This window comes from Mesorhizobium sp. M0119, assembly GCF_040322615.1.
Taxonomy (GTDB): Bacteria; Pseudomonadota; Alphaproteobacteria; order Rhizobiales; family Rhizobiaceae; genus Mesorhizobium.
Genome location: NZ_JAMYTU010000006.1, coordinates 51,442 through 73,029 on the forward strand (window position 1 = coordinate 51,442; position 21,588 = coordinate 73,029).

Consider the following 21,588-nt stretch of genomic DNA (forward strand, 5'->3'; position numbering starts at 1 on the left):
GGCGCTTGCCGCCATCGTTCAAAACGGGAGGAAACCAATGCTGCATTTTTCGAGACTGGCGGGAGCTACGCTACTTGCCGCCGCACTGATGGCCGGAACGGCAAGCGCCCAGACGGTCCTGCGCTCGTCCGACACGCACCCGGACGGCTATCCGACGGTCGAGGCGGTCAAATATTTCGGCGAGCTGGTGAAGGAGCGCACGGCCGGCCGCTATGTGGTCGAGATCTATCCTTCCGCGCAACTCGGCGAGGAAAAGGACACGATCGAGCAGGTGCGCACCGGCGTGATCGATCTCAACCGCGTCTCGATGGCGCCGTTCAACGGGCTCATCCCGGAGACCACCGTGCCCTCGCTGCCCTACATCTTCCGTTCTGAAGAGCATATGCACAAGGTCATGGACGGGGCGATCGGCGACCAGATCGCGGCGGCGTTCGACCAGGTCGGGCTGGTGCTGCTCGCCTTTTACGACGGCGGCTCGCGCTCCTTCTACAATTCGAAGAAGCCGATCAACACCGTAGCCGACATGGCCGGGATGAAGTTCCGCGTCATCCAGTCCGACATCTTCGTCGACATGGTGGCGGCACTCGGCGCCAACGCGACGCCGATGCCGTATGGCGAGGTGTATTCGGCGATCGAGACCGGGGTCATCGACGGCGCGGAGAACAATTTTCCGAGCTACGACACCGCCAAGCATGCGGAAGTCGCCAAGTACTATTCGCTCGACGAGCACACGATGGTGCCGGAAGCCTTCGTCATGGCGAAGTCGAGCTGGGACAAGCTGACGCCGGAAGACCAGGCGATCTTCAAGGCGGCCGCCAAGGAAAGCGTCGCCAAGCAGCGCGAGCTGTGGACTGCCAAGGTCAAGGAATCGCGCGCCAAGGTCGAGGCGGCCGGTTCGCAGATCACGACGCCGGATAAGCAGCCCTTCATCGACGCGATGGGGCCGGTCTACGAGAAGCATGTCAAGGACGACAAGCTGAAGGCCATGGTCGAAGCCATCAAGGCCGTGCAGTGATCAAGCGGCGGCGCGGACATTCCGCGCCGCCATCCTCCTGGGGAGAAAACCGGTGACTTCCAGCCCAAAACCAACACCGCTCCTGTCGGGCGTCGCGCAAGTGATGTCGCGCGTCAGCACGGCGGCGCTGTCGATCGCCGGCATCGGGCTGGTGCTGATGACCGCGTTCGTCGCCTGGCAGGTGTTCGGCCGCTACGTCCTGAACCGCTCGCCGAGCTGGACCGAGCCGGGTTCGGTGATGCTGATGAGCTGGTTCATTTTCCTCGGCGCTGCCGTGGGTGTGCGCGAGAACTACCATCTTGGCTTCGACGTCCTGCTCTACGTGCTGCCGAAAGGCGGCAAGCGCTGGCTGCGGATGATTTCGGATCTCGTCGCGCTCGCCTTCGGCATCGGCATGATCTGGTATGGCAGCCAGCTGGTCGCATTGACGTGGGGCTCTGTCTTGCCGTCACTCGGCATATCGGGGGGCTGGGATTACGTCCCACTTGTCGCCGGAGGCGCGCTCATCGTGCTTTTTACACTGGAGCGCATCGTGCTTCGCGTCTCCGGCGCACCGATCGACGATGCCCTCGATGAACTGCCGCCGGCCGAAGTCGCGGCCGAACTCGACACCGCCAACGTGAAGGTCTGACGCCATGGAACTGTGGATTCTGTTCGGCGTCTTCACCCTGCTGATGCTTATCGGCACGCCGATCGCTTTCTGCCTCGGCGTCGCAAGCCTTGCCACCGTCCTTTATATGGGCCTGCCGCCGCTCATCGTGTTCCAGCGCCTGAATTCCGGCATGAGCGTCTTTTCGCTGCTGGCCATTCCGTTTTTCATCTACGCCGGCGATTTGATGGTGCGCGGCGGCATCGCCAGCAAGATCGTTGCCTTCGCCGGCTCGCTCGTCGGCCATTTGCGCGGCGGCCTCGGCCAGGTCAACATCGCCACCGCCACACTCTTCGGCGGCATTTCCGGCTCGGCGGTTGCGGAGGCAGCGGCGGTAGGCGGCCTGATGATCCCGCAGATGAAGGCGCGTGGATATGGAGCGGACTATGCCGTCAATGTCACGTCGATGGCGGCGCTGATTGCGCTGCTGCTGCCGCCGTCGCACAACATGATCATCTACTCGATCTCGGCAGGCGGAAAGATCTCCATCGCCGATCTGTTCACGGCCGGTATCATCCCGGGCCTGCTACTGGCCCTGTCGCTGATGGTCACCGCCTATATCGTGGCGCGCTCCCGCGGCTATCCGACCGAGGCGTTTCCAGGCTTTACCGCCGTCGCGCATCTCTTCGCCGTTGCGGTGCCCGGCCTGCTGCTGATCGCGATCATCTTCGGCGGCGTACGATCGGGCGTCTTCACCGCCACCGAGAGTTCCTGTATCGCCGTCATCTATGCGTTGCTCGTGACCGTCTTCGTTTACCGGCAAATGACCTGGGAAGGGTTCGTTCATGCCACCCATGGCGCCGTGCGCACCACGGCCATGGTGCTGCTCATCATCGGCATGGCGGCGGCGTTCTCGTGGCTGATGGCCTTCCTGAAAGTGCCGGCAGCGTTGATAGCCTCCATGAACGCGATCTCGGACGATCCGCTGGTCGTGCTTCTGCTGCTCAACCTCTTGATGCTGTTCCTCGGCACGTTCATGGACATGGGGCCGACGATCATCATTTGCACGCCGATCTTCCTGCCTGTGGCGCAGGCATACGGCGTCGATCCGGTGCATTTCGGCGTCATCATGATCCTCAATTTCGGCATCGGACTGAACACGCCGCCGGTGGGCGCAGTGCAGTTCGTGGCGTGTGCCGTGGGCAAGATATCCGTCTGGGAATCGATGCGCTCGATCTGGCCGTTCTATGCGGCAGGCCTCGTGGTGCTGGCGCTCGTCACTTACATTCCGGCCATTTCGCTATGGCTGCCGAGCGTCTTCAAATAGGGGGTGCGACATGGCCTCGGACACCGCAGTCGACCTCCGCGTCGAACGAAGACCGAAGCTTTCGGAAATCGTCGTCGCGGCGATCCGCAAACAGCTGCAGGCGGGCGAGATCCAGCCGGGGCAAAAGCTGCCGACCGAGGGTCAGTTGACTGAAACCTTCGGGGTCAGCCGCACCGTGATACGCGAGGCGCTGGCCAAGCTTGCCGCGGACGGCCTGGTCGAACCGCGCCAAGGCGCCGGCGTCTTCGTCACCGAGCATATCTCGACAGCGTTCGGTGCTCTGGCAGCAGAGATGGGCAGCAAGGATTCGATCGCCCTCAACGTGCTCGAAGTCAGGTTGGCGATCGAGATCGAATCCGCCGGGCTCGCTGCCATCCGCCGCAACGCCGCACAGGAAGCGGCCATCCAGGAAGCTTTTTTCGAATTCGAACGGCTGCTCCTCAACAGCGAGCCGACAGGACCGGCCGACCTTGCCTTCCACCGCGCAATCGCCAGCGCCACCAATAATCCGTTCTATGTCGAGATGCTCGACGTGCTCGGCCGCCGCGCCATCCCTTGCGATGTGACCTCGCCCTGGTCGACCGAGATCGCCCAATCGAACGCCTATCAGCGCGGCCTGCAGCGCGAGCATCTGGTGATCCTCAATGCCATCTCGGCAGGCGATGCCGAGGCGGCCCGGGAGGCAATGCGCGCGCATCTCGGTGCCAGCCAGCAGCGCTATCGCGAGCGCCTGCACGCGCGCCAGGTTTTTTATGCCGACTCGGTCAAGGCCGCGGCAACTGAATAAGCAATTGAGGCAGCCCCATGGGACAGCAATGAATCACACTGACAATCATACGGATTTCACCTCCCGCTTCGCCATCGATCCTGTTTCTGCCGGAGCCATGGGAACGGACGAACTGCGTCACAATTTCCTGATCGAGGACTTGTTCCAGCCCGGCCGCATCAGCCTGACCTACACCCATTACGACCGCATGATCGTCGGCGGAGCCATGCCCGCCGGCGCACCGCTGCCGCTGCAGGCGATCAAGCCGACCGGGACCAAGAATTTTCTCGACCGCCGTGAGATGATCATCGTCAACATCGCCGGTGCCGGCGTCGTGAAAGCTGGCGGTCAATCCTACGAGCTGCAGGCGCGCGACATGCTCTACCTCGGCATGGGCACGGATGAGGTATCGTTTGCTGCGACCGATCCGGATGAGCCGGCTAAATTCTATCTGCTCAGCGCGCCGGCGCATCAGGGCCATCCCAACCGGCTGATCCGCATCGACGATGCCAAGCGGCTCGATCTCGGCAGCCAGGCGACTTCCAACGAGCGCTCGATCTTCCAGTTCATCCATGCCGACGGCGTAAAGACCTGTCAGCTGGTCGTCGGCATGACGCAGCTTGCCCCGGGTTCCGTCTGGAACACCATGCCATGCCATGTGCATGACCGGCGCATGGAGGCCTATCTCTATTTCGACCTGCCGGAGGCGGCGCGGGTGTTTCACTTCATGGGCGAACCGGACGAAACGCGCCATCTCGTCATGCGCAACGAGGAGGCGGTGCTGTCGCCGGGATGGTCGATCCATTCGGGCGCCGGCACCTCGAACTACGCCTTCATCTGGGCGATGGCCGGCGACAATGTCGACTATACCGATGTCGACCTGGTGGCGATGGAGGAGCTCAAGTGAGCGACCTCTCGGCCTTCAGCCTTACCGGCAAGCGTATCCTCGTCACCGGCGCCAATACCGGCATCGGCCAGGGCATCGCCATGTCGATCGCGCGCGCCGGCGGCGCGGTCGTCGGCGTCGGCCGCTCGGCGATGGACGAGACGGCGGAGAAGATTGCAGCGGCCGGCGGCCGCTTCGAGGCGGTCCGCTGCGATCTTGGCGACGATGCCGCCGCCCAGGCGATGCTTGACCGCGTCTGGGACGATACGGGGCCGCTCGACGGCCTGGTCAACAATGCCGGCATCATCCGGCGTGCCGATGCGGTCGACCTGACCGAAGCCGACTGGGACGACGTCATCGGCGTCAATCTGAAGACCGTGTTCTTCCTCAGCCAGCGCTTTGCCAGGCGTGTGCTCGCCGATCAGGCGCGGCGCGGCAAGATCGTCAACATCGCTTCGGTGCTGAGTTTCCAGGGCGGCATCCGCGTCGCCTCCTACACCGCCTCCAAACATGGCGTGCTCGGCATCACCCGGCTGCTTGCCTGCGAGTGGGCGGCAAAGGGCATCAACGTCAACGGTATTGCGCCCGGTTATATCGAGACCAACAACACCGAGGCGCTGCGCGCCGATCCCGACCGCAGCGCTTCGATCCTGGCGCGTATTCCGGCCGGACGCTGGGGTGCGCCGGAAGACATCGGCGACGCAGCCGTATTCCTGCTGGCGCCCGCGTCGAACTACATGCATGGCGCGGTGGTACCGGTGGATGGCGGCTGGCTGGCGCGATAAGCAGCAAATGATAAGAGTTTGGCGATGACCGGAACCAAAATCTTCTCGCATGCCGACGAGGGTGCGTGGACGCCGACGCCGGATGGCAACCGCAGACGCGTGCTCCTGCACACGGATGAACTTATGATGGTCGAGTTCGGTTTCGACAAGGGCGGCGTCGGCGCGCTGCACTCGCACCCGCACGTCCAGGCGAGCTACGTCGCCGAAGGCCGTTTCGAGGTCACCATCGACGGCAGGACCGAGATCCTGGAGACCGGAAGCAGCTTCATCGTCCCGTCCAACCTTGTCCATGGCGTCAAGGCGCTGGAGGCGGGACGACTGGTCGACAGTTTTACGCCGCACCGCGCCGATTTCCTCGACTGAGCCGCTGGCCCGAAGATCAGGCAGCCGGTTCTCGGAACGAAAAACCCGCGCCTCCGGAGAGACGCGGGCGTGTTGCCTGGGCGCTTGTGGCGCCGCGGTACTCAAAACATCACCGCAGAACCTGAACCTGCCGAATGATGGTGAAGATAGGATTAACCGCTCCGAGGCGGCGCGATATTCACAGCCAAGGCGAATAGGGGCTGGAACGACGGTCCGATATCGGCCAATGAGAGAGAAGGTCGCCTCAGGCGGTGCCGCGGACAGGACCAGAGGGGTCGATAAATGTTCGAATCTGCTGTCCAGGCAATCACCGGGCGATTCGCCGGAGAATTTCGGCAGGTCGCGTCCCCGAAAGTTCTGTAATGCAGATTGCAGCGAGCATCCCGGCAGAGGATTCCAAGCGGCGCGTTCTGAAGGATGTGTTCGGCTTCGATGATTTTCGTCTCGGCCAAGCGGCCGTGATGGAGGCGCTGCTGGCCGGGCGCCATGTGCTGGCTGTCATGCCGACCGGCGCCGGCAAATCGCTCTGCTACCAGGTCCCGGCGCTGGTGCTGGGCGGGCTCACCATTGTCGTTTCGCCGCTCGTGGCCCTGATGCAGGATCAGGTCGCCGCATTGCGCCTTGCCGGCGTGGCGGCCGATACAATCAATTCCTCACTCGACCGCGATGCCAATGTCGCTGCATGGCGCCGCGTCGCGGCAGGCCAGACGCGCCTGCTCTACCTTGCACCGGAGCGGCTCATGACGGTGCGAATGCTCGAGGCGTTGACCAAGCTCGATGTCCGGCTGATGGCCATCGACGAGGCGCATTGCATCTCGCAATGGGGACCAGCGTTCCGGCGCGAATACGAAGAATTGTCACGGCTGCGCGGCATCTTCCCCGATGTGCCGATCATTGCGTTGACGGCGACGGCGGACGAGGCGACGCGCACCGACATTGCCGCGCAACTGTTCGACGGGCGCGTCGATACCGTGGTGCTCGGCTTCGACCGGCCGAACATCAAGCTAAGCATTGAGCCCAAGCAGGACAGCAAGCGCCAGTTGCTAGGCTTCGTGCAGCGCCATGCGGGCCGCAGCGGGATCGTCTATTGCCTGTCACGCAAAAAGACCGAGGAGATGGCGGCGTTCCTCGAGCGGAACGGTGTACGTGCGCTCGCCTATCATGCCGGCATGAGCAAGGACGCGCGTGAAGCGAATCAAAACGCTTTCATGACCTTGTCCGGCGTGGTGATGGTGGCGACCATCGCCTTCGGCATGGGGATCGACAAGCCGGATGTCGCCTATGTCTTCCACACCGACCTGCCGGGCAGCTTGGAGGCCTATTATCAAGAAATCGGGCGGGCGGGCCGCGACGGGCGGGCGGCCGAGGCACATATGCTCTTCGGTCTCGGCGATATCCGCATGCGCCGGCTTTTCATCGAAGACGAGGACGCGCCGGCTGAGCACAAAAGGCGCGCGCATGGCCGACTCGATACGCTGATCGGTTATTGCGAGACGACGCAGTGCCGCCGTCAGATCCTGCTTGGCTATTTCGGCGAAAGTGCTTCGCCTTGCGGCAATTGCGACAACTGCCTCGACCAGGCGCCGCATGCGGATGGTGAGGCGGAGGCGCGGCTCATCTTGGCGGCGATCGCACAGACCGGCGAGCGCTTTGGCGGCGCCCATGTCGTCGATGTCTTGCTCGGCCATGAGACCGAGAAGGTCCTGGACAGGAACCACCACAGGCTTGCCAGCTTCGGCACCGGTGTGGCGCACAAGAAGAATCTCTTGCTGTCGCTGCTCCGCCAACTCGTCGCGGGAGGGTTCCTGACATTGGACTCAGCCGGCCACGGCGGCCTCGCCATTGCCGAGAAGGGCCGTGCGCTGGCTCGGGGTGAGGCCTCGTTCCGGTATCGCGTGGACGCGCGCCAGTCATCGCGAGGCAAGATACGTCCTGAGGATACCGCAGCAGGCACGGAAGGTCTGGATTCGGCGCTCCTGGCCGCGCTCAAGGCTGTACGGCTGCGTCTTGCCCGGGAACGCCAGGTGCCGGCCTTCGTGATCTTTTCGGATCGTACACTGATCGATATGGCCGAACGCTGCCCGCGTGATCTGGACGCCTTCGCCGCGGTCAACGGCGTCGGCGCCGCCAAGCTCAAGGATTTCGGCGAGATATTCCTCGGCGCGATCGCTGCGCATCAATCCGGTCTGTCGGGTTGAAGACCCATTCCAGCGGCGCAATCAGCACCGGCTTCGTCTCGCCGCTGCAATCGCTGCCTCCTGCTGCCGCAAGCGCTCGATCTTCGCACTCTGGCGGGCAGCGACGGTCGCGGCGACACGCTGTCCTCCCAACAGCCAGCTCGGAATGTTGGTGTGGACGACTTTGCCGCGAGCAATGGCCGTTGCCAACATTTCGTCGGCGACCGCGCCCATCGCCACGTTGAGCTCGACGCAACTCATCTTGTCGTATTTCGCAGCATCAAAGGATGCTGGCAAAGGCGATGCGCAACTTCCGACAAACATCAGGCTGCATATTACAGGCGCGGCCGTGGAGATCGCCTTCATTCCCTTATCAAGCACGTTGATGCCGGACGGGCGGATTTCCGGAGGGTTCTCGATCTCGGGCCGCGAAGCGCTCCCGAGGTTCCGCGTACCTGAAGCATGTGACCTCTACAATACTCTGTGCTGACCGTCCTGTTTGTCTTCGAAGAATTCCGAGAGAACCGCTGCGATCTTTTCGGGGTGCTCTTCTGGGAAAAAGTGCCCGCCTTGGACAGCGCGTCCTTCCACTCTGTCGGCCCATTTCCTCCAGATGGCCAGCGGCCCGCCTTCTTGCGCGTACCAATTCTCCAGGGCGCCTTCGCCACTCCATAGGGCCATTAGCGGACACTCGATGCGACGACCGTTTGCCTGGTCCAGCGCATCATGTTCACGATCGATCGTCGCAGCGGCGCGGTACTCTTCGCAGATAGCGTGAATATGAGCGGGCTCGCGAAGCGCATCAATATAGGCGTCCCTGACCTCTTTGGAGACCATTTTCGCCGACGATCCCCATTGCGTTATTGCATCGTCGACGACAGCATCGGGAGCCGCGCCGATCAGACGCTCCGGCAGGGGCTCCGGCTGGGCAAGAAGGCTCCAGGGCCAGAAGCCGAGCGCCAGTCTGGCATCCGCCCGATCCCATGTTGCGGCGGTGGGAATGATGTCGAGGACCGCGATTTTGAGCACTTTGTCGTGACGATCGAGCGCCAGGCGATAGGCAACCCGCCCGCCACGATCATGCCCGGCAACCATGAACCGCTCAAACCCCAGCTGCTTCATGGCCTGAACCATGTCGCCGGCCATGGCGCGCTTGGCGTATGGGCTATGATCGGCAGAGGAAACCGGGCATCCGCTTTGCCCATAGCCTCGAAGGTCGGCGGCGACCACCGTGAAGCGGGGCGCCAAGGCTGCGGCGACATCCCTCCACATCAGATGCGTTTCTGGAAAACCGTGAAGAAGCAGCAGCGGCGGACCGGTGCCTCCGACCCTTGCGAAAATGGTCGTATCGTCCAGTCGTAGGCTGGTGGCTCTGAAACCTGCAAACACCGTCAGCCTCCTCGGGCGCCCTTAGGCAAGCTCTCTAAGGGCGCTAACGGTCGCCTGAGGCAAAAACCCCGGCCGCGATGGCCAGGGTTCAAGCCGGCTAGTTGCTAGAATCGAAACCAGACCCACACTCGCCTGCGGAAGCACCGCCTGCGCCGATAGCCATTTCGCCAGTAAACGCGACAGACCCTTCTCCAAGCACGCCGGCGGCGGCGACGCGGCCGGTGCCACCGGCGATGGTAGACTGGTTGCAACTCTGCTTGAGTTTCGTCGTCGTCGAAGGTCTCGACATCCGGCGCCTCGAGTTCATCGAGAATGCCGCTTCTGGCAGTTGGAACGCCGGCCACTGCGTTGATTGGCCGAACTGTGCTTGCAAGGGCCGCAGCCCCGGCAATGCCAAACATTCCTGTCAAAAATAGTCGCCGATCCATGGAAACCTCCCGATCTTCAACCAGCGATAGAACAAGGCTAACGATGGGGAGATAGCGCAGTCGGTGCAAACGCCCAGAGCCGCGCGGCGATTAGCGGTGGTCCGGTCGGCCGGAGGGTGTTGCCTCGCCCTCGAAGTGGGATGGCTACCTCGATCGACAAACACCCGGACTTTCTGAATGGATGGCGGGCCGAAAACAATGAAAATCGAATGACGTCTACGCCATAGCCACCCAATTCCACGCTACTCTCTCTTTGGCGCTGCGTTACAAGAAGGCTTGACTACCATCCTACCAGAAGGTAGGTAAGGGCATGAGCAACTTGTCTACCACCTCTGACGACATCCTGGCTTGTGCACGTTCACTGATCGTCGCTGGCGGCTACAACGGTTTCAGTTATGCTGACATCGCTGATGTGGTCGGGATCCGTAAGGCGAGCATCCATCACCATTTCCCAAGCAAGGTCGATCTGGTCCGAACGCTGGTTGCGCGGTATCGGGAAGAAGCTGAAGCGGGGATGGCAAATGTCGAACTTCACGAATCCGATCCGCTCGAACAGTTGCGGATCTATGCCGGGTATTGGGAAGCCTGCATTGCGGACGCCAGCGCCCCGTTTTGTATCTGCGCGCTGTTGGCAAGCGAGCTCCCCGTTCTGCCCGAGGAAGTTGGCCTTGAGGTCCGGGCGCATTTCCGCTCCCTGTCGGCTTGGCTGACATCCGTGCTGGAGCGCGGCGTGCGGCACGACCGATTTCAACTGATGAGTACCCCTCGTGCCGAGGCTGAAGCGTTCATGGCGACTGTCCACGGCGCGATGCTTTCGGCACGGGCCTATGGCGATCCGAAGATATTCGGCGTCGTGACGGGCCCGCTCCTGGAGCGGCTCGCTCCGCGTTCCCTCCAGATACAACCCTAAGACCTCAACCAACCATAGCCGTAACGGCTCCGCGACGTTCGTCGAGAGCCCTACCTACTAGTCGAAAGGATGATCCAATGACGATTCACGATGGCGATCTTTCCCGCGCCAGCCAGGAACAATGGCTCAAGCTCTATTACTTCGCTCGGACGGCGTTCTCGGCTGTCTGGGTGGCGGCTGCCTTTACGGTGGGACAGCATTCCGGGGTGGTCGCGGCGGTTTTGCTCGTGGCTTATCCTGCATGGGATGCCCTGGCCAATTTTGTCGACGCATCGCGCAGCGGAGGATTGGGACGGAATCGCACGCAGACCATCAACGTCGTGGTCAGTGTGGCGACGACGCTCGCGGTCGTTGTTGCGCTGAAGATGAGCATGAATTGGGTGCTCGGGGTGTTCGGCCTATGGGCGATAATGTCTGGCCTGCTTCAACTCGGCACCGCTGTCCGCCGTTGGAGGAGCTCTGGTGCGCAGTGGGCGATGATCCTGAGCGGAGGGCAATCAGCACTGGCAGGCACGTTTTTCATCGCGCAAGCGCGGATGCCGATGCCGCCATCCATCAGCAACGTGGCTGGCTATGCCGCAGTAGGCGCCCTCTACTTCCTGGTTTCGGCGGTGTGGCTGAGCGTGAGCCAATTGCGGCGGAGGGCTGCATAGCGCGCCATCTTGAGCCAGCACCGACCTTGTCTTTAAGGAACTGGAAAGCAGACCGATAGTTGGGATTTCACCACGCGGCTGGGTGCATTCACGCGGCAGCCTGCCTGTCTCCGGCTACTCGCCCAGCGGTCGAGGTCGAGGAACAAGGAGGTCCGCATTATGGGGTCCAAGAGCAACCTGCTTCCGAACCTTATGGCGATCTCTTAGCTCCGGCGCAAAATTTGACACCCTGGGCGTGGCCAGTTTTGTTCTGAAATGGCGGAGAAGGAGGGGCACATTCCTCCAAGGCTCCACACGAGTGGAAAGTTGATGCTGAACATCTTTGGGGCAATCGCCGAGTTCGAACGAGCGCTAAATGCTTGAGAGGCAACGCGAGGGATCGCGAAGGCCCAGGCAGAGAGCATATGCTGGGAGGCAACCAACGGCCCGCGCAAAGCAGGAGACGTGTTGAGGGTGCGAGCGGACGGGAAATCTGTTAGCGATACTGTCGCGGCGTTGGGCATCAGCCGTGCCAGCGTCTTTCGGATACTGGCGCAACACACTGTGGCAAGACCTTCGAGCGAATTCGCGGAAGGTGAGACAGAGTGCACGTCGCCGAGTGGCACTCGTGGGTTCGCCCGATGCTTCGGGCCGGCTGCCGGTGAACTCTTGGGGGTTATTTTAAATGAATGACGTGCCAACATCAAGAATAAAAAAGGCCGTGGATTTCACAACGAGTAATTTCGCCCTCGTATCCGCATCTGCCTTCATTTTGGCGATAATATCATCGGCGATGTTTACCACAGGATATTTAGGAGTTTTCAATAGAGGCTTAATCTGGATAGTCGAGTATACAGACTTGGTAAAAATTAGTCTAGTAATTACTCTATTCTTGACTGGCTTTTTTTGGTTCATTGACAGTTATCTATCTGGTGTACTGTTTTTATTCGATGAGAATGCAACGCGGAAATCGAAGATAATAAACTCCGCTGTCCTGCTAACGCTTGTGTCAATTTCCTTTGTTATTTTGTTATATGTCGACTACCTATCCGGAAAACCGAGAATCGTGGAACGCATAGCTCAGGCGTTGGCTGTATTCCTCTTTGTTGCACTCCTTTTCAGGATAAACAACTGCAAACGTCAAAGACTTTTCCGCCATTTGAGAAGATATTTAGCGACATCGGTATTCTGCTTGTGTTTCTAACAACTTGTGGTGCACTGTTTGGGTTTTACACCAAGAACACACCTTCCCTCAAAGAAACTATTTACCTAGATGATCGCATTCTATATGATGGAGTTTTGGTTCTGTTCACGTCAAGTTACGCCGTTTTTTACACGAGCGATAACGCTGTCTTGGTGGTCCCTGCCTCTAGGGTGCGTGAGATCAGATCCAAGAGCAGTCTCTAAGGGCGTTATGTGCAACCTCTACAATATCGCCACGTCGCAAGGAGCTGTCCGCCAATGGACCCGGACTTGCGGGGGCATCCTAGGCACCCTTGAGCCGTCCATAGACATCTATTTAACCAGTTCGGTCCGGTGGTCCGCAATGCACCGGACGGTGAGCGCGAGCTTGCCAATCTGCGGTGGGGAATGCCGACGCCGTTGGAGCGGGTCAGGGTCAACGCGGACTCTTGTACCACGAACATCCGCAATCCGCAGTACGGCCATTGGCAGCAGTATGTCGGCGTAGCTGGGCTGCGGCGAGCGCGACTTCCAGCTCAGTTCCAAAAAACCACGTCTTGAATGTTGTACTCCGCCATAGCTAGCAAACCGGGGTCGTCGTAGTAATAGGCGCGAAGACGTTCAATCACGTGGACGGGAATGCGGTCGATACCTGATACGTCAAAAAAGACATTTGGCAGTGCCCGACCGTCACCGAAATCCATTCCGTCCTTGCGATCCATAAGGTCACGTTCGGCGGCTCCCTCGATGAAATAGTTCAAGTGTCGAAGGACAACGACGGCGTCTAGGTTGGGGTAGGTTCGGGGTTCGCCGTTTTGGTCCCGCTCAAAAGTGTTCGGCGTGAGAAGGCCGGACCGCTGGTTGGCCAGTATGGAGATGGGCTCGTAGATGAAGTCGTCCCATACGACTACGAGCAGTGAGGCCGTATTGCCGTCCCTGAATCCGGCAAACTTTCGATCCGCATCCGCCAAAAAATCTCTAACAGGGTAGTCGCGTGGCAACGTCAGGCCGTCTTGGCCTGCGGTCCTTCGGGCATCATCGGGAGTGAGAACGCCCCGATAAGCAAGCTGAGCGCCATTCGCGTGTCGTTGTCGAACATGGTTCAACATGGAAGGCGTTTTGACCTCAACCACTAGACGTCCGCCTGGGAAGGCTACTAGAAGCTCGGGACGCGGTCCGCCGGAAAAAGCGGATGGCTCGTGTTCAAAAGTAGTACCTTCGGGCCAGTCAGAAGTGACGATCCGCTCGATCACCAGAATTTCAGCGAGCTTCTGCATGAGCTGTTCGTAGTGCGGCTGGTGCCTATCGACACCGCCTATGCTGAGAAGCTCTCGAAACAGTGTCGTGCCCATTCCGGCCGAGTGATCGTTGATCCTCCCACAGGCCTCGATAATGCACCTAGCAAAAGGCCGAGGACCGTTGAAGAAATGGAACGAAAACCAATGCCAGCCTGTCTTCTCCAGCTCTTCCCACGCGAGTGTCAAAAAGACTCCAAATTCCGGAGCGGTCATCGGCGATCCGTAGTTTCGAATAGTTCATTTTGGGGCACCTGTATGGGGCACCGGCTGACTGGGCTTCTGCAAAATCTAAAGACTATGAGCCACTTATACGGCCACGGTCGACATGGCGGAGAGGGAGGGATTCGAACCCCCGATGGGCTTGCACCCATGCCGCATTTCGAGTGCGGTGCATTCGACCACTCTGCCACCTCTCCGCGGTCATGGTCCGCCGTTGCCGACGCGGCGCACTAGATAACGGCTGGACAGGCAGGTTACAAGGGCCAATCTGCCCCGGCGCCACAGGTTCCCGTTCGTGCTTTCTTCAAGGCTCCGGTAGCCGCTGTTCGATATTTGCCGGACTGGGCTCAACTCATTCGCCGCTTGCCCGCGGCGCTTGCCTTGACTCAAGCCGAACCTTCGGTTAGGGACAGCGCGCAATCGGCGTGGAGGGATCTTCCGCGCCGCTTGTTTTTTGAACCCGCAGACTGACAAAAAGACGGCCGAACCGCCTGAGGCGGTTCATCAAGGCCGACCGAACAGCGAAAGGCAAAAAATGTTCGCAGTCATCAAAACGGGCGGCAAGCAGTATCGCGTTGCCGCCAACGATCTCCTGAAGATCGAAAAACTCGAAGCCAATGTCGGCGATATCGTCGAAATCGGCAATGTGCTCGCGCATGGCGAGGGCGAGAACGTCACGTTCGGCGCGCCGTTCGTCGATGGTGCGATGGTCACCGCCGAAGTCGTCGAGCAGGGCAAGAACCGCACCGTCATCGCCTTCAAGAAGCGCCGCCGGCAGAATTCGCGCCGCAAAATCGGCCATCGCCAGCTTTTGACCACCGTCAGGATCGCCGAGATCCTGCTGGGTGGCGCCAAGCCGGCGAAGAAGGCCGCGGCCAAGACCGAAGCGAAGGCCGAGGTTGCGGCCAAGACCGAGGCGAAGGCTGAAGCCGCGCCGAAGGCCGCAGCGAAGGCAGAGCCTGCGCCGAAGAAGGAAGCCAAGGCCGAGACGACCGAGGACAAGACTGCCGAAGCCGCCGCACCGTTGTTCAAGGCGCCGAAGGGCGAGCCGGACGATCTGACGGTGATCAAGGGCATCGGTCCGGTTGCCGCCGGCCAGCTCAACGAACAGGGCATCACCACTTTCGCCCAGATCGCCAAGCTGTCCGACAAGGACGTCGCCAAGATCGACGAGCACATGCCGTTCAGCGCCGACCAGATCAAGGACTGGCGCGAGCAGGCCAAGGAATTGGCGAAGAAGTAAAACGAACGGCGCAATCGTCGCCGGATCGGACTTGAAACGGAACGCGAACGCGTTCATAAGATCGTTTAGGCGCCTCGCGGCGCATCGGAGTAGTTAGATGGCACACAAGAAAGCTGGCGGATCGTCGCGCAATGGTCGCGACTCCCATTCCAAGCGGCTCGGCGTGAAGAAGTTCGGCGGCGAAGCCGTGATTCCGGGCAACATCATCATTCGTCAGCGTGGCACGACGTGGCATCCCGGCACCAATGTCGGCATTGGCACGGACCACACGCTGTTTGCGCTGGAAGCTGGCGCAGTCACCTTCAACAAAAAAGCCAATGGCCGAACCTACGTATCGGTGAACCCGATGACGAAGGCAGCGGAGTAGCCGGTTCCGCACGAGAACACCGGCACCCATCTCGGGACCGGTGTCTGGCCAAGCCAGGAAAAGGATCAGGGGAGATGGGTTTCCATCTCCCTTTTTTCTTGCCTGGAGGACTTTGACATGGTTGCCGAAGCGGAAGACTCAGACGACGAAAGTTACACGATAGATTGCCCGGTGCTCGCGACCGAGCGGCTGGTCATGCGTGCCCCGCGTGAAAGCGACATCGAGCAATTGGTGGCGCTCGCCGACAACCGCCATGTCGCGGAAATGCTGGCCCGCATGCCGCATCCCTATGGCGAGGCCGAGGCACGCGCTTTCCTGGCCATGACGGCATCGCGCCGGGCCGGAATCGCCTATGCGTTGACGCTGGCCGGCACCGAGACCTTCGTCGGCTGTGCCGGGCTCAACACCACGGATCGCGGGCTGGAGCTCGGCTACTGGATCGGCGAGCCGTACTGGAAACGCGGCTACGCGACGGAGGCAGCGCACGCACTGGTCGACCTTGCCTTCCAGAGAACCACGATCCAGGTGCTGCACGCCTCGACGCGGGTGATCAATCCGGCCTCGCGCCGGGTCATCCACAAATGTGGCTTCCAGTATGCCGGCCAGGGCATGCTGAATTCGATCGTTGCCGGCCAGGTGCCGGTCGAGCGCTACCGCCTCGATCGCAAGACCTGGACCAGCCTGCGGAACTGGGTGCATTTTTGATGGATGCGGCTCACGCCATCTCGAGCCAGACCGGCAGGTGGTCCGAACCGGCCGCTTGCCGGTCGACCCACAGGCGCTTCAGCGATTTGGCAAGCGAAGCGCTGGTGAAGATGTAATCGATGCACTTGTGGCGGCTGGCATCGTCCGGCCGCTTGGGGTCGACCCAGGTGACGAGATCGGCGCCGGCAGCGCCGAGGCGCGCGGCGGCATCGACGGCGAGGTCGGCGGTCACCGGCATGCCGAATTCATGGTCAGGCTGGCCGGCGAGTTCGACATGTTCCGGCGATCCGGCCAGCATGTTGAAGTCGCCCATGACGACGAAGGCATCGGGACAAGGCAGCTCCGGCAAGCCGATCTCGGCGACGCCGGAGAGCCCGCCGCCCTCGAGCGGGTAGTTCAACAGGCGCTGGCGCAGAAAGCGGATCTGGCTCAGGCGCTCGACCGGGCTGCGGTGGTCGAGATGGGTGGAATAGAAGCGGATCGGACCAAGCGGCGTTTCGATCAGCGCCTCCAGCGCGCCGCGCTGGAAGTTCATCGCCTCGAAACTGCGGCTGCGCGGCAAAAGGAGATTGCGCGACAGATGGATCGGCGTCCTCGACAGCACCATGTTGCCGAGCTGGAAGGTGGTCGTGATGGCACGGCCGTTCTCCAGGCGCGAGCCGGCGTCGGCCTCGAAATTGCTGCCGTAGACGGCAAAATAGTCGGGCAGCGCCTCGCCGAGCTCGGCCACCATGTCGCGGCCGCCATTCTTCGGGTTGGCGCGGGTGACCTCCTGCAGCGCGATCACGTCGGCGCCGCGCACGGCATCGGCGATACGGCCGACATCGTAGCGGCTGTCGAGTCCGACGCCGTAGTGGATATTGTAAGTTACCAGCTTCATTCCGACATCTCGCGCTTGAAAAGCCGAGGATCTATTTTCGGCAAGGATCAACCAAATGCTACGCGTCCAGAGATACACGCGACGTTACAGTAGCAAAAACGGCCCTCGCCCTTCGACCCGCCTTGGTTTAGAGCAATCCCGCAAAGCCAATAACAGAAACCATACAATCCGATGAAATTTCTCGATCAAGCCAAGGTCTACATCCGCTCCGGCGACGGCGGCGCCGGTTCGGTGTCGTTCCGGCGCGAAAAGTTCATCGAGTTCGGCGGCCCGGACGGCGGCGATGGCGGCCGCGGCGGCGATGTCTGGGTCGAGGCGGTCGATGGGCTGAACACGCTGATCGACTATCGCTACCAGCAGCATTTCAAGGCCAAGACCGGGACGCACGGCATGGGTCGCAACATGACCGGCGCCAAGGGTGCCGACGTGACGCTGAAAGTGCCGGCCGGAACACAGGTCTTTGCCGAGGATAATGAGACGCTGATCTGCGATCTGACGGTCGTCGGCCAGCGCTTTCTTTTGGCCAAGGGCGGCAATGGCGGCTTCGGCAACCAGCATTTCAAGACCTCGACCAACCAGGCGCCGCGCCGCGCCAATCCCGGACTGCCGGGCGAAGAGCTCAATATCTGGCTCAGGCTGAAGCTGATCGCCGATGCCGGCCTTGTCGGGCTGCCCAACGCCGGCAAGTCGACCTTCCTGGCGGCGGTCACCGCGGCCAAGCCGAAGATCGCCGACTATCCCTTCACCACGCTGCATCCGGGCCTTGGCGTTGCCCGCATCGACGGTCGCGAATTCGTCATTGCCGATATTCCGGGCCTGATCGAAGGCGCGCATGAAGGCGTCGGTATCGGCGACCGCTTCCTTGGCCATGTCGAGCGCACGCGTGTCCTTCTGCATCTTGTCTCGGCGCAGGAAGAAAATCCGGCCAAGGCCTACAAGACCGTGCGCGCCGAACTCGACGCCTACGGCAACGGGCTGACCGACAAGGTCGAGATCGTCGCGCTTTCCCAAGTCGACATACTCGATGCCGCCGCGCGCAAGACGAAAGCCGCCTCGCTGAAACGCGCCGCCGGCCGCGCGCCGATGCTGCTTTCGGCGGTCACCGGCGAAGGCGTCGAGGCGGTGTTGCGCGCGCTGATGGCTGTGGTGGCCGATGCGCGCGAGGCTGTCGCTGCGCCGGTCGAGACGCGCTGGAACACATAGCCATGGCCGCGCAATCGCTGAAAAATTATCGGCGCATTGCCGTCAAGATCGGCTCGGCGCTGCTTGTCGACCGCACGGCGGGCCTGAAGCGCGACTGGCTGGCCTCGCTTGCCGACGACATCGCCGTGCTGGCCAATGGCGGCGCCGAAATTCTCGTCGTGTCTTCCGGGGCGATTGCACTTGGCCGCACCATCCTCGGCCTCGGCAGGCGAGCGCTGAAGCTCGAGGAGAGCCAGGCCGCTGCTGCCGTCGGGCAGATCGCCTTGGCCGGCGCCTGGTCGGATGCGCTCGGCAAGAATGGCTTGAAATCGGGCCAGATCCTGCTGACGCTCGGCGACACCGAAGAGCGCCGCCGTTATCTCAACGCGCGGGCGACGATCTCGACGCTACTCAAGATGAAGGCGGTGCCGGTCATCAACGAGAACGACACGGTGGCCACCTCCGAAATCCGTTATGGCGATAATGACCGGCTGGCGGCGCGCGTCGCCACCATGATGGGCGCCGATCTACTGGTGCTGCTCTCCGACATTGACGGGCTCTACACGGCACCGCCCGCGCGTGACCCGCAAGCTCGGTTCATTCCGGTCGTCGACCGCATCACCCCCGATATCGAGGCGATGGCGGGCGCCGCCGCTTCGGAATTGTCGCGCGGCGGCATGCGCACCAAGCTCGACGCCGGCAAGATCGCCACCGCAGCCGGCACCGCCATGATCATCACGTCAGGCACGCGGCTGTCGCCGCTGCTGGCAATCGAGCGCGGCGAGCGCGCCACGTTCTTCCGGCCGAGCGCCAATCCGGTCAAGGGCTACAAGACCTGGATCGCCGGGCAGCTCGAACCGGCGGGGCGGCTGACCGTCGACGCCGGCGCCATCGGCGCGCTGCTCTCCGGCAAATCGCTGCTGCCGGCCGGCGTTAAGCTGGTCAGCGGCAATTTTGCGCGTGGCGACACGGTGGCGATCCTGTCGCCCGAGGGCCGCGAGATAGCGCGCGGACTGGTTGCCTATGATGCCGCCGATGCCGTAAGGATCGCTGGCCTGAAGACGACCGAGATCGAAACGGTGCTCGGCTACGAAGCGCGTTCGGCGATGATCCACCGTGACGACCTCGTGGTGAGCGGCGCGGCTGACGGAGATGCAGCCCGCCATTGACGGCGCGCTACTGGTCAGGCTCGTGCGGCCATTTGGGTGGGTTGCGATATCGATCCTGAAAGTCCTGGTATATCTTCAGAAGTTCGCTGCAACCTCCCAACTCCGCTTCGATGCCAGCCTTGGCACGTCGATCCACTTCGGCTTGGGGAACATCCTTGTCGTCTTCGACGACGAGATCGCGGATGAGCGCGTCAGTCGTCATTGCTTCTGCCCCTTTTTCCTCTTCCATCCTTTTTTTGAATTCCGCCTCAAGCCGAGCGCGCGGCCCACATCCATGCAACTCTTCAACAACGACGTCGATCTGGGAAAGCGGTGTCGGTGGCGCGCCGCAATAGCGCTCAGCGAGTGCGAGGGACATCATCGAGCTTACCATAAGCATGGCCTTGCCGTCGGGGCTCTCTCCGGGTTCAAACTTGTCGTCGCAGTAGTCGGCGGCACGGAGGCCTGTCGGTATGAGCATCGCGCCGAGAGCAACGAGGATTATAACTCTCTTCATTCTGCTTCCTCAAATTTGCGGCCATTGCCGCGAAGCCTGGCCGCGTGTAAATCCACCAGCTTCACTGGATCGGTCAAATGCTGAACAAACACCAAGGCGATGATGTAGCCAGTTTGATGGCACGGATAGGCCGCAAGGCGCGCGCTGCCGCCCGACCGCTGGCCATTGCGAACACTGCCGCCAAGAATGCCGCGCTCCTCGCCATGGCCGACGCCATCATCGCCCGTGAGCAGGACATTCTCGATGCTAACGCCATCGATGTTTCGAATGGTCACGAATCCGGGCTTTCCGCCTCCTTCATGGACCGGCTGAAGCTCGATCCCGCCCGCATCCGGGCCATGGCCGACGGTATCCGCGAGATCGCAAACCTCAGTGATCCGGTCGGCAATGTCATTGCCGCATGGGACCGGCCGAACGGGTTGCATATCGAACGGGTGCGCACGCCGCTCGGCGTCGTCGGCGTCATCTATGAGAGCCGGCCTAACGTGACCGCCGACGCCGGCGCTCTCTGCCTCAAGGCGGGCAATCCGGTGATCCTGCGTGGCGGCTCGGATTCGGCGAATTCTTCCGCCGCGATCCATGCCTGCCTGGTCGAGGGGCTGAAGACAGCCGGGCTGCCGGAGGATGCCATACAATTGGTGCCGACCACCGATCGCGCCGCCGTCGGCGAAATGCTGAAAGGGCTTTCCGGCAATCTCGAAGTCATCATTCCGCGCGGCGGCCGCAGCCTGGTCGAGCGTGTGCAGAACGAGGCGCGGGTGCCGGTGTTTGCCCATCTCGAGGGCATCTGCCATCTCTATATCGACCGATCGGCCGATCTCGACATGGCGGTCAGGATCGCGGTCAATGCCAAGATGCGGCGCACCGGGGTCTGTGGTGCTGCCGAGACGCTGCTGGTCGACCGTGCCGTCGCCGGCACGCACCTGGTGCCGATCCTCGAGGCCCTACGGGCGGCAGGCTGCGAGATCCATGCCGATGCCGGGGTGCTGAGGCTTTATGCCGATGCCCAGCCGGCGACCGATGCAGACTGGGTGACCGAATATCTCGACGCCATCATTGCGGTGAAGCTGGTCGACGGCATTGCCGGCGCGATCGAGCACATCGAGACGTTTTCCTCGCATCACACCGAGGCGATCATCGCCGAGGATGCAAAGGCCGTCGAACGGTTCTTCAACGAGATCGATTCGGCGATCCTTCTGCACAACGCCTCGACCCAGTTTGCCGATGGCGGCGAGTTCGGCATGGGCGCCGAGATCGGCATCGCCACCGGCAAGATGCATGCGCGCGGTCCGGTCGGCGTCGAGCAACTGACCTCGTTCAAATACCGCGTGCGCGGGTCGGGACAGGTGAGGCCTTGAATCCGTTCGCAGTCAGAGCCTGAGAGGCGTGCGCGCAGCCACCCCCCTCTGTCCTGCCGGACATCTCCCCCTCAAGGGGGGAGATCAGCTCTCTTTCAGGATTTCGCCAAATGCCGGGCGGGCAGAATTCATGCCGTCATTGAAGCTGACAATCTTCCCCCTTGAGGGGGAGATGCCCGGCAGGGCAGAGGGGGGTGCCTGACGCATGCTTGCCTTGTCCGA

Annotated in this window: 21 protein-coding genes and 1 tRNA gene; 16 read left to right on the plus strand and 6 right to left on the minus strand. The window is 61.7% G+C overall.

The genetic code is table 11. The annotated features are described in order from the left end of the window. Positions 1-37: 37 nt before the first annotated feature. The 8 genes from NKJ40_RS08060 (at position 38) to recQ (ending at position 7,929) form a co-directional block, all read left to right on the plus strand. Positions 38-1,015, plus strand: coding sequence for a TRAP transporter substrate-binding protein (locus NKJ40_RS08060; protein ID WP_352465632.1), 978 nt, complete (start codon positions 38-40; stop codon positions 1,013-1,015). 103 nt (positions 1,016-1,118) lie between these two features. Continuing rightward, a complete protein-coding gene (locus NKJ40_RS08065) occupies positions 1,119-1,646 on the plus strand; it encodes a TRAP transporter small permease (RefSeq protein WP_352465784.1) in 528 nt (175 codons plus the stop codon). A gap of 4 nt (positions 1,647-1,650) precedes the next feature. Further along, positions 1,651-2,931, plus strand: coding sequence for a TRAP transporter large permease (locus tag NKJ40_RS08070; RefSeq protein ID WP_292656436.1), 1,281 nt, complete (start codon positions 1,651-1,653; stop codon positions 2,929-2,931). Between the two features lie 10 nt (positions 2,932-2,941). After that, entirely contained in the window at positions 2,942-3,718 is a 777-nt protein-coding gene (locus NKJ40_RS08075) for a FadR/GntR family transcriptional regulator (protein ID WP_352465633.1), read from the plus strand. 28 nt (positions 3,719-3,746) lie between these two features. After that, positions 3,747-4,604 carry a 5-dehydro-4-deoxy-D-glucuronate isomerase gene (gene kduI, locus NKJ40_RS08080; RefSeq protein WP_352465634.1) on the plus strand — a complete coding sequence of 286 codons (858 nt, stop codon included), beginning with the start codon at positions 3,747-3,749 and terminating at the stop codon, positions 4,602-4,604. Then, positions 4,601-5,368, plus strand: a complete 768-nt coding sequence (kduD, locus tag NKJ40_RS08085) for a 2-dehydro-3-deoxy-D-gluconate 5-dehydrogenase KduD (protein ID WP_352465635.1) — start codon at positions 4,601-4,603, stop codon at positions 5,366-5,368. Before kduI ends, kduD begins: the two co-directional genes overlap by 4 nt. Positions 5,369-5,392: 24 nt before the next feature. Then, a complete protein-coding gene (locus NKJ40_RS08090) occupies positions 5,393-5,731 on the plus strand; it encodes a cupin domain-containing protein (protein WP_352465636.1) in 339 nt (112 codons plus the stop codon). 362 nt (positions 5,732-6,093) lie between these two features. Then, entirely contained in the window at positions 6,094-7,929 is a 1,836-nt protein-coding gene (recQ, locus tag NKJ40_RS08095; protein ID WP_352465637.1) for a DNA helicase RecQ, read from the plus strand. Between the two features lie 21 nt (positions 7,930-7,950). On the opposite strand, the gene NKJ40_RS08100 is transcribed toward recQ, so the two are convergent. Both NKJ40_RS08100 and NKJ40_RS08105 read right to left on the minus strand, forming a co-directional pair. Beyond that, positions 7,951-8,274: a hypothetical protein gene (locus tag NKJ40_RS08100; protein ID WP_352465638.1), complete on the minus strand. Its 324-nt coding sequence runs from the start codon at positions 8,272-8,274 to the stop codon at positions 7,951-7,953. Positions 8,275-8,379: 105 nt separating this feature from the next. Next, positions 8,380-9,297, minus strand: a complete 918-nt coding sequence (locus NKJ40_RS08105) for an alpha/beta fold hydrolase (protein WP_352465639.1) — start codon at positions 9,295-9,297, stop codon at positions 8,380-8,382. A 738-nt stretch (positions 9,298-10,035) separates the two neighbouring features. Here NKJ40_RS08105 and NKJ40_RS08110 point away from each other — a divergent pair. Both NKJ40_RS08110 and NKJ40_RS08115 read left to right on the plus strand, forming a co-directional pair. Next, entirely contained in the window at positions 10,036-10,635 is a 600-nt protein-coding gene (locus NKJ40_RS08110; protein ID WP_352465640.1) for a TetR/AcrR family transcriptional regulator, read from the plus strand. A 77-nt stretch (positions 10,636-10,712) separates the two neighbouring features. Next, a complete protein-coding gene (locus NKJ40_RS08115) occupies positions 10,713-11,288 on the plus strand; it encodes a DUF308 domain-containing protein (RefSeq protein ID WP_352465641.1) in 576 nt (191 codons plus the stop codon). A 1,697-nt stretch (positions 11,289-12,985) separates the two neighbouring features. Here the strand turns inward: NKJ40_RS08115 and NKJ40_RS08120 are convergent. Together NKJ40_RS08120 and NKJ40_RS08125 are read right to left on the minus strand one after the other, a co-directional pair. After that, the gene (locus NKJ40_RS08120) at positions 12,986-13,960 is read right to left on the minus strand and encodes a hypothetical protein (RefSeq protein ID WP_352465642.1); all 975 of its coding nucleotides are present in this window, start codon (positions 13,958-13,960) and stop codon (positions 12,986-12,988) included. Between the two features lie 113 nt (positions 13,961-14,073). Then, positions 14,074-14,163 (minus strand) — tRNA-Ser (locus tag NKJ40_RS08125). A gap of 338 nt (positions 14,164-14,501) precedes the next feature. Here NKJ40_RS08125 and NKJ40_RS08130 point away from each other — a divergent pair. The 3 genes from NKJ40_RS08130 to NKJ40_RS08140 all read left to right on the plus strand — a co-directional run bounded on the left by NKJ40_RS08130 (position 14,502) and on the right by NKJ40_RS08140 (position 16,281). Next, on the plus strand, positions 14,502-15,209 hold the full coding sequence (locus NKJ40_RS08130) for a 50S ribosomal protein L21 (protein WP_352465643.1): 708 nt from the start codon (positions 14,502-14,504) through the stop codon (positions 15,207-15,209). A 97-nt stretch (positions 15,210-15,306) separates the two neighbouring features. Beyond that, complete coding sequence (gene rpmA, locus NKJ40_RS08135; RefSeq protein WP_023678077.1) at positions 15,307-15,576, plus strand: 50S ribosomal protein L27; 270 nt, start codon at positions 15,307-15,309, stop codon at positions 15,574-15,576. A 117-nt stretch (positions 15,577-15,693) separates the two neighbouring features. Further along, the gene (locus NKJ40_RS08140; RefSeq protein WP_254820471.1) at positions 15,694-16,281 is read left to right on the plus strand and encodes a GNAT family N-acetyltransferase; all 588 of its coding nucleotides are present in this window, start codon (positions 15,694-15,696) and stop codon (positions 16,279-16,281) included. 10 nt (positions 16,282-16,291) lie between these two features. On the opposite strand, the gene NKJ40_RS08145 is transcribed toward NKJ40_RS08140, so the two are convergent. Continuing rightward, a complete protein-coding gene (locus NKJ40_RS08145; RefSeq protein ID WP_352465644.1) occupies positions 16,292-17,161 on the minus strand; it encodes an endonuclease/exonuclease/phosphatase family protein in 870 nt (289 codons plus the stop codon). Positions 17,162-17,332: 171 nt separating this feature from the next. On the opposite strand from NKJ40_RS08145, the gene obgE reads away from it, so the two are divergent. Further along, the gene (gene obgE, locus NKJ40_RS08150) at positions 17,333-18,364 is read left to right on the plus strand and encodes a GTPase ObgE (protein ID WP_352465645.1); all 1,032 of its coding nucleotides are present in this window, start codon (positions 17,333-17,335) and stop codon (positions 18,362-18,364) included. Positions 18,365-18,366: 2 nt separating this feature from the next. Next, positions 18,367-19,512: a glutamate 5-kinase gene (gene proB / locus NKJ40_RS08155; protein ID WP_352465646.1), complete on the plus strand. Its 1,146-nt coding sequence runs from the start codon at positions 18,367-18,369 to the stop codon at positions 19,510-19,512. A 7-nt stretch (positions 19,513-19,519) separates the two neighbouring features. Here the strand turns inward: proB and NKJ40_RS08160 are convergent, their stop codons facing one another. After that, positions 19,520-20,008 (minus strand): hypothetical protein, encoded by a 489-nt coding sequence (locus tag NKJ40_RS08160; protein ID WP_352465647.1) that lies wholly within the window; start codon positions 20,006-20,008, stop codon positions 19,520-19,522. A gap of 77 nt (positions 20,009-20,085) precedes the next feature. On the opposite strand from NKJ40_RS08160, the gene NKJ40_RS08165 reads away from it, so the two are divergent. Further along, positions 20,086-21,366 carry a glutamate-5-semialdehyde dehydrogenase gene (locus NKJ40_RS08165; RefSeq protein ID WP_352465648.1) on the plus strand — a complete coding sequence of 427 codons (1,281 nt, stop codon included), beginning with the start codon at positions 20,086-20,088 and terminating at the stop codon, positions 21,364-21,366. Positions 21,367-21,588: the final 222 nt, after the last annotated feature.